Genomic DNA, 6,169 nt, shown 5'->3' with positions numbered 1-6,169 from the left:
GATGCGCAGCAAGGCCCCGAGCAGGCCCTGGCCGCCCTGGTGCTGCTGCGCGAGCTGCGCGCCGAACTCGCCGGCTGGGAAGCCCAGCTGGTGGAGACCGCCCGGGAGGCCGGCGCCACCTGGGCCGACCTCGCCCACCCCATGGGAGTCGCCAGCCGCCAGGCCGCCGAGAACCGCTACCTGCGCCTGCGCCCCGCCAACAGTGGCTCCACCGGCGCGGAGACCGGCGCGGAGCGGGTCAAAGCCGTCCGCGACCGCCGGGCCGCCGAACGTGCGGTCACCGCCTGGGCCCGCGACAACGCCGCCGACCTGCGCGTGCTGGCCGCCCAGGTCACCGCCGCGCCCGGCCTCACCTCCCGGGCCCGTCCCGCGCTGACCGCGCTCACCACCGCCCTCGGCACGCCCGATCCGGCCGACCTCGTCACACCCCTGAACGCCATGCGCCCCCACCTCGGCCCGGCCCACGCCGACCTCGCCGACCGCCTCGACGAGCTCACCCGCCACACCGATCACCTCCGCGATGACAGCGACCGACGCCGCGCCTGACCACCACCACGCCACCGCCGAGGACCGCTGGCAGCACATCCAGGACCGGCTCACCGCCATCGAACAGCGGATCCACCGGACGTCCGCCGCAGCCCTCGACGCCGTCGACACCCACCTGGCGCACCTCGACGCCCTGCGCCGAAGCCTCGCCCGGGACCCCTGGCCCCCACAGGTCGACCCCGGCCACCGCCGCCACGAACACCGAGCCGGCTGCCCCTGCGCCCCGACCGACGCGACGGGCCCGCCGTGGGACCCGGACGCCTCGCACACCCCGGACGGCCGCCCGCCGGGAGCGGTCCGGAGCGGGCGGATGCCGGCATGACCGGCACCGCCGCATCAGCCCGAGTCGCGGTCCGGGGACCGACCGGAGCGAGTGACCGGGCCTGCTGCCGGGCCTCCACCGGCCAGGCTCCGCCGGGCCGTACGGCGACCCGCCCCCGGGGGACGGACCCTCGGAGACGAGAAGATCCGTTCGGCGGATAGGGTGACGCCATGAGCATGTCCAAAGCGGTCGAGCAGGTCGTTCACGAGGCACAACTCCAGCTCACCGACGGGACGTGGGAGCTCAGCACGCCCGACTCGGCGCTGTCCCGGCAGACCGCCGAGGCCCTCGCGGGCGCCGTCGGCCCCGCCGACGCCCAGGAGGCGCTGCCGAGGATCGAGCGGCTCGCCGCGCTGCGCGAGGCCCTCGCCGCCCTCGCCACGACCGTCGCACGCACCCACGGCCACCTCGCCTGGTTCCTCGCCGACGCCAGCAGCCACCTCACACCGGTCCTCCACTGGCGCGCTCTGGACGCCCCCGGCGGCCGCGCCTTCGGCGCCGTCCCGCCCACCGACGACGAACTCGCCGACGCCGAAGCCGCCATCCGCACCGTCGCCGCCATACTCACCCGCACCGGCCGCAGCTGACCGGCCACTCGGCCCCGCAGGCGAGCGGACACACAGGGGGCAAGAGGGCACACGCGGGCGAACGGGCCCACGGGGGCGCAGCGCGGAACCGGGGCCCGGCCTGACGCGCGACGCGCCGGCGTCATCGCGCACGGGGTCCCGGCCGCGGCCGGGACCGGCCGGACTCATCCGGGGCCCGTCAGGCCGTCGGGCGGTGTCAGCTGACGAAGATCCGGTGCGGGGCGCTCGAGGTGGCGACCTGCTTGCGGTCCACGTGGACGCCCGGGTACGACTTTGCGGCGCTGCGCACCCCGAAGCTGGTGGCCACGGCCAGCAGGCCGCTCACGCCCGACAGGCCGGCGACGGCGCCGCCGCCGCCGATGAGGCAGGCGATGACGACGAGGGCGATCCCCGCCGCGAGCAGGAGCCAGCCGAACGTGCTGCGGGTGCGCTGCTTCTGCGCGGCGGTCGGCCCGGATTCCAGCACCACCCTGACGGGGAGGCGGCAGTCGCCGCAGAACACGTCGAGGACGACGGCCCCCGACTCCGGGCGCCGGCTCGCGCCGAGCGGGAACAGGTGCCACTGCGACCGGTAGGTCGTGCTCCGCACCCCCTCGGTGCGGGTCATGCTCGCCCGGTGGCCCAGGCGGAACTGTGCGACTCCAGTGGGCACGCTCATGGATCCGGCTCCGTCTCCCCCGTGCGCGACCCCCGGGTGCCCGCGCGAGCCGCGATGGTAGCAAACGCAGGCGTACACGAAGAGGCCACCGGGCGACGGGCAGGGCCGCGCGGAGGCCTGCCGGCCGGGGCGGGCGGAGGCGCCCGGCACCGGCACACGGGCCTCAGGCTCCGCGGCGGTTCAGGCTGATGTGGCATGGACATGCTTAATACGACGGGCGGGACGGGACACCGCACCCGGTCGCGCGCCGCCCGCCCGAAGACGTCCACCACACCCTGGAGACCCCGTGAATCCCGCCCCCGCCTCCCGCAGGCGGCGCCTGCTCGCCCCCGGCGCCGCCTGCCTCGCCCTGCTGTGCTCCACCGCCCTCGGTGCCGCGACACCGGCGCAGGCCTTCAGCGGAGGGAACCACGAGAGGATCACCCGGGCCGCCCTGGGGGCCGGGGGCTGGCACCCGAACTCGCTGACGGCGATGGCGGACGGGAACTCGGGCGCCGTCGTCGCCAACGACCACGGCGAGTACTTCGGCATCGGCAAACTGCACTGCGACAACGCCGACTACCTCGACCCCCGGTACGACGGCCACTACCCCCGCAGCCGCCAGCAGGCCGACGCCGAGATCATCGACTGCATCGACGGTTCCGTCCACAACGTCAAGCGGGCCGTCGCCGCCGCGGACCGGCTGGTCGACGCGAACGGGCACGTCCTCGCCGCCCAGACCTCCCTCTCCCCCGCCTGCACGTGGAACGACCAGCCGGGGCGGGCGAAGTGCGAGGTGCTGGAGGACCTGGGCCGCGGCTGGCACCAGATCGAGGACTTCTACGCCCACAGCAACTGGGTCGACCAGGCCGGCCCGGGAGCCGTCGGCGTCAGGAACCCCCCGGGCCTGGGCAGGACCGACCTGCCCGCGTTCTTCTCCATCGCCCGCTACAGCGCCATGAGCCGCACCGACTGGGCCAAGGACGCCACCGGCCACATCCCCCACGACCTGGCCACCGGCTGCTACCCGGACCGCGACCACACCGGGACGGTGTCCGACTGCGCGAACCGCGTCACCCACGACGGGGTGCTGAACAAGGACACCGCGGACAGCCCGCGTTCGGCCGCCGGCCACAACTTCGACCGCGCCTACGACCTGGCCGTCAAGGACATCACCCGCCAGTGGAACGACTTCCAGGGCGAGCTCCAGCGCCGGTACCCGAACAACGGCCGGGCGAAGGCGATGATCTGCGCCATCACCCACGACCACCCGGACAAGACCTGCGGCTGACCGGCCGTCGACGGCCGGCACCGCGCAGACCACGCCACAGCCCCCGGAAGGCCCGCCGGGCGAAGCTGTGGCCGGGGCGGCTCGTGCGGGCACTGCGCCCGCTCTCGCCCCGAGGGGCTCTGCCGCGTCAAGTGAGCAGTCGGCACCGGCGGATCGGGAACGAAGCGACCATGCGAATCAAACCGTTCGACCACTAATCGCGATGGTACGGTCACCGGGAGTATCGCCTGACCTTCCGTGGCCGTGCCCGGGGCCGCCGGGCACGGCCCCGGCCGGCACCGACCCGTCACGGCCCGGAGGACTTCAGCGGATGCAGGGGTCCGGGCGCTCCCGCGCGGGCCCGTCGGTCGTCGACAGGAAGGCAGTCACCGTGAGCGGCGAGAACGCGCGGCTGATCTACGGCCAGGGAGAAGAGGCGTGCCCCGAGGGAAGCTTCTGCCTCTACCGCGCCACCAACTTCAACATCGGCCAGACCCCGGGAGTCGGTGACAAGATCCTGGCCATCCCGGCCGGCACGTACGTCAACGACTTCTCCGTGTACGGCTTCGACCACAGCGGCGACGGTGGGAGCAGCGTCGTCAACCGCACCGACGAGGACAACGCGCTCTTCTCGGCCGCCGACCAGCGGGGGCACTCGCTGCCGGTGGACCGCAGGTCGGCGATCGCGGACCTGCGGCGCATCGCCATGGCGGACAGCCCGAACGGCACCTGGAACGACCAGCCGCAGTCGGCGCTGGCGGCTCCCTTCCTGGGGAACCTGATCGTCGAACAGTCCTTCCTGAGCAAGTGGCAGGACTGGGAGACCCAGAAGTGGATCTACTCCTACCGGATCACGGTGCGCGCCGCCGAGACGCGCGTCGTGAAATGGGCGCTCGGCTTCGGCGACCTCCCTGAGGGGACCTCGCTGTACAAGGGCTTCACCGACGTCTTCTGGGGTCAGATCCTGCGGGACGGCACCGATGGCAGCGTCCTGCTCGGCTCCCCGGCGGGCGGCGGACACACCATCGACCCCGGCACCGGCCTCGCCATCGACATCCAGCTCCTCTACCCGAAGGAGAACCCCGCCCAGGAACACCTCACGAGCCTGAACGCCCAGCAACTGGGCTGAGCACGGGCACCACCGAACCATCCCGCCGCGGGCCGTTCCCTCCCGCGGGACGGCCCACCGCGCCACCCAGCGGCCCCAACTCCCAGAAGGGCAGCCCGTGATGGCTGATGAGGTTCTCCCGCAGTTCGGTTCCTGGCTCGGCGACGGCCCGAACGACCCGGGAGGGGATCCGGCGCTGGGGCGGGGGGTGGCCGGTGGGGGCGGCGGGTGGTCCGCTGCCGCGGGTTGCGACGGCCGGGTGGCGGTCGGGACGGCCGGGGGTCGTGCCGTCAGTGGGTGGCGGTCGGGGTCGGGGTCGGGTGGCTCGCGCGGGCGAGGGCCTGCTGCCGCAGGCCGCGGAGCTGGTCGAGGAGGGGCTGGTCGGCCCCGAGCACGGTCTTCTCGACGTCGGCCTGGATCCGTTCCACGGTGGCGGCGAGGCCGGCCTGGTCCTGGCAGCGGGCCGAGGTCCTGGCGAGGGAGAGCTCGCCGCCGATGAGGTCGTGGGTCTTCGCCGGGTCACCTCCGTCCTGCTTCACCCGCTGGTCGATCACGGCCACCGGGTCGGCCAGGTGGGTGGCGCTCTGGTGGGCCGCGGACATGCAGTCCCGCCAGCGGCCCTCGGCGGCGGCGTACCGGCCGTCGGCCTGGACTCCGGCGACGACCTTGCCGCCGAGCACCTGGAAGGTGTTGAACAGCCGGAAGTAGTCGGGGCCGTAGAGGGTGTCGCGGGCCCGGGTGAGGCAGGAGTCGCCGTTGTAGTAGAACTGCTGCTGGCCGGGCAGGTCGACGGTGACCCGGTGCGCGTCCGTCCCCAGGAGGGCGGCCTTCCATGCCTGGTCGGCGTCGTGCTCCTGGTTGGGGTCGGCGGCCTGCTTCAGGTGCAGCGCCGTGCTGATCACGCCGAAGCCGTCGGCGGCGGCCTGGTCGGCTCCGAGCAGCCCGTACGGGTTGGCGTCGACGCGGTGGTCTCCGGTGACGAGGCCCTGGGGGCGGTAGTCGAAGCCGCGCTCGCGCATGCATCCGGTGACGAGGACTTCTTCGGCGTCGTGCAGGGCGGCGCGCTGCTGCTCGTCGTAGTGGGTGACGCCGCCGAAGGGGCGCGGCGGGGCCCCGGGCGGGGTGGTGCCGCCGGAGGTGGAGCATCCGGCGGCACCGAGGCCCAGGAGGACCGCCGCGAGGGCGAGGGTGGTCCTGGTCTTCATCGCTGGATCAGACCGTGCACCAGCGGTTGGAGTAGATCGTGGGCAGGTTGTCCCCGATCAGGGTCCAGCCCTGGCCGCGGTAGAGGATCCAGCCCTGGCCCTGGGCGTTCTTGTCCGCGTAGACGACGACGTTGCAGCTGTTGCCGTTGTTGAACGCCGAACCGCCCTGGCTGTGGGCGAAGTTGGTGTACTGGCTGAGGTCGTTGTTGTCCTGGTAGACGGTCTGGACGCCGCCGCCGTAGTTGGCGTTCCAGTACACGCAGAGGCCGCCTGCGTTGCAGCCGGACGGTGCGGCCTGGGCGGCGGGGGCGGTGCCGACCAGGGTGAAGAGGGCGGCGCCGGCGACGGCGGTCGCGGCGGCGGCCTTGGCGATGCGCGACTTGATGGTCACGGAGGTGTCCCTTCGAGGGTGCTGTGAACGTTGGCCTTGGATTTCGTGCGGTGGTGCCGACGGCCGGTGGACTGCTTCCGGCCGCCTTCCGGGGAAGAGCCTC

Annotated in this window: 8 protein-coding genes; 5 read left to right on the top strand and 3 right to left on the bottom strand. The window is 73.7% G+C overall.

The genetic code is table 11. The features are described from left to right. The 3 genes from ACIRS1_RS27975 to ACIRS1_RS27965 form a co-directional block, all read left to right on the top strand. Positions 1-546 (top strand): hypothetical protein (locus ACIRS1_RS27975; RefSeq protein ID WP_402844717.1); only part of this gene is annotated, 546 nt, incomplete at its 5' end. Continuing rightward, positions 521-868: a hypothetical protein gene (locus ACIRS1_RS27970; protein ID WP_402844715.1), complete on the top strand. Its 348-nt coding sequence runs from the start codon at positions 521-523 to the stop codon at positions 866-868. The genes ACIRS1_RS27975 and ACIRS1_RS27970, both read left to right, overlap by 26 nt. Before the next feature lie 170 nt (positions 869-1,038). Further along, positions 1,039-1,455, top strand: coding sequence for a hypothetical protein (locus ACIRS1_RS27965; RefSeq protein ID WP_402844713.1), 417 nt, complete (start codon positions 1,039-1,041; stop codon positions 1,453-1,455). Between the two features lie 196 nt (positions 1,456-1,651). Here the strand turns inward: ACIRS1_RS27965 and ACIRS1_RS27960 are convergent, their stop codons facing one another. Next, positions 1,652-2,113: a hypothetical protein gene (locus tag ACIRS1_RS27960; RefSeq protein WP_402844711.1), complete on the bottom strand. Its 462-nt coding sequence runs from the start codon at positions 2,111-2,113 to the stop codon at positions 1,652-1,654. Positions 2,114-2,399: 286 nt separating this feature from the next. On the opposite strand from ACIRS1_RS27960, the gene ACIRS1_RS27955 reads away from it, so the two are divergent. Both ACIRS1_RS27955 and ACIRS1_RS27950 read left to right on the top strand, forming a co-directional pair. Continuing rightward, positions 2,400-3,383: a hypothetical protein gene (locus ACIRS1_RS27955; RefSeq protein WP_402844709.1), complete on the top strand. Its 984-nt coding sequence runs from the start codon at positions 2,400-2,402 to the stop codon at positions 3,381-3,383. A 370-nt stretch (positions 3,384-3,753) separates the two neighbouring features. Then, positions 3,754-4,491, top strand: a complete 738-nt coding sequence (locus ACIRS1_RS27950; protein WP_402844708.1) for a peptidase inhibitor family I36 protein — start codon at positions 3,754-3,756, stop codon at positions 4,489-4,491. A gap of 269 nt (positions 4,492-4,760) precedes the next feature. Here the strand turns inward: ACIRS1_RS27950 and ACIRS1_RS27945 are convergent, their stop codons facing one another. Both ACIRS1_RS27945 and ACIRS1_RS27940 read right to left on the bottom strand, forming a co-directional pair. Beyond that, entirely contained in the window at positions 4,761-5,675 is a 915-nt protein-coding gene (locus tag ACIRS1_RS27945) for a hypothetical protein (protein WP_402844706.1), read from the bottom strand. 7 nt (positions 5,676-5,682) lie between these two features. Beyond that, entirely contained in the window at positions 5,683-6,066 is a 384-nt protein-coding gene (locus ACIRS1_RS27940) for a peptidase inhibitor family I36 protein (protein ID WP_360215386.1), read from the bottom strand. Positions 6,067-6,169: the final 103 nt, after the last annotated feature.

Origin of the sequence: Kitasatospora sp. NPDC101176, assembly GCF_044768035.1 — a bacterium.
GTDB lineage: Bacteria > Actinomycetota > Actinomycetes > Streptomycetales > Streptomycetaceae > Kitasatospora.
Note: the sequence above shows the minus strand (reverse complement) of the source record. Positions and strands in the feature narration are given on the sequence as shown.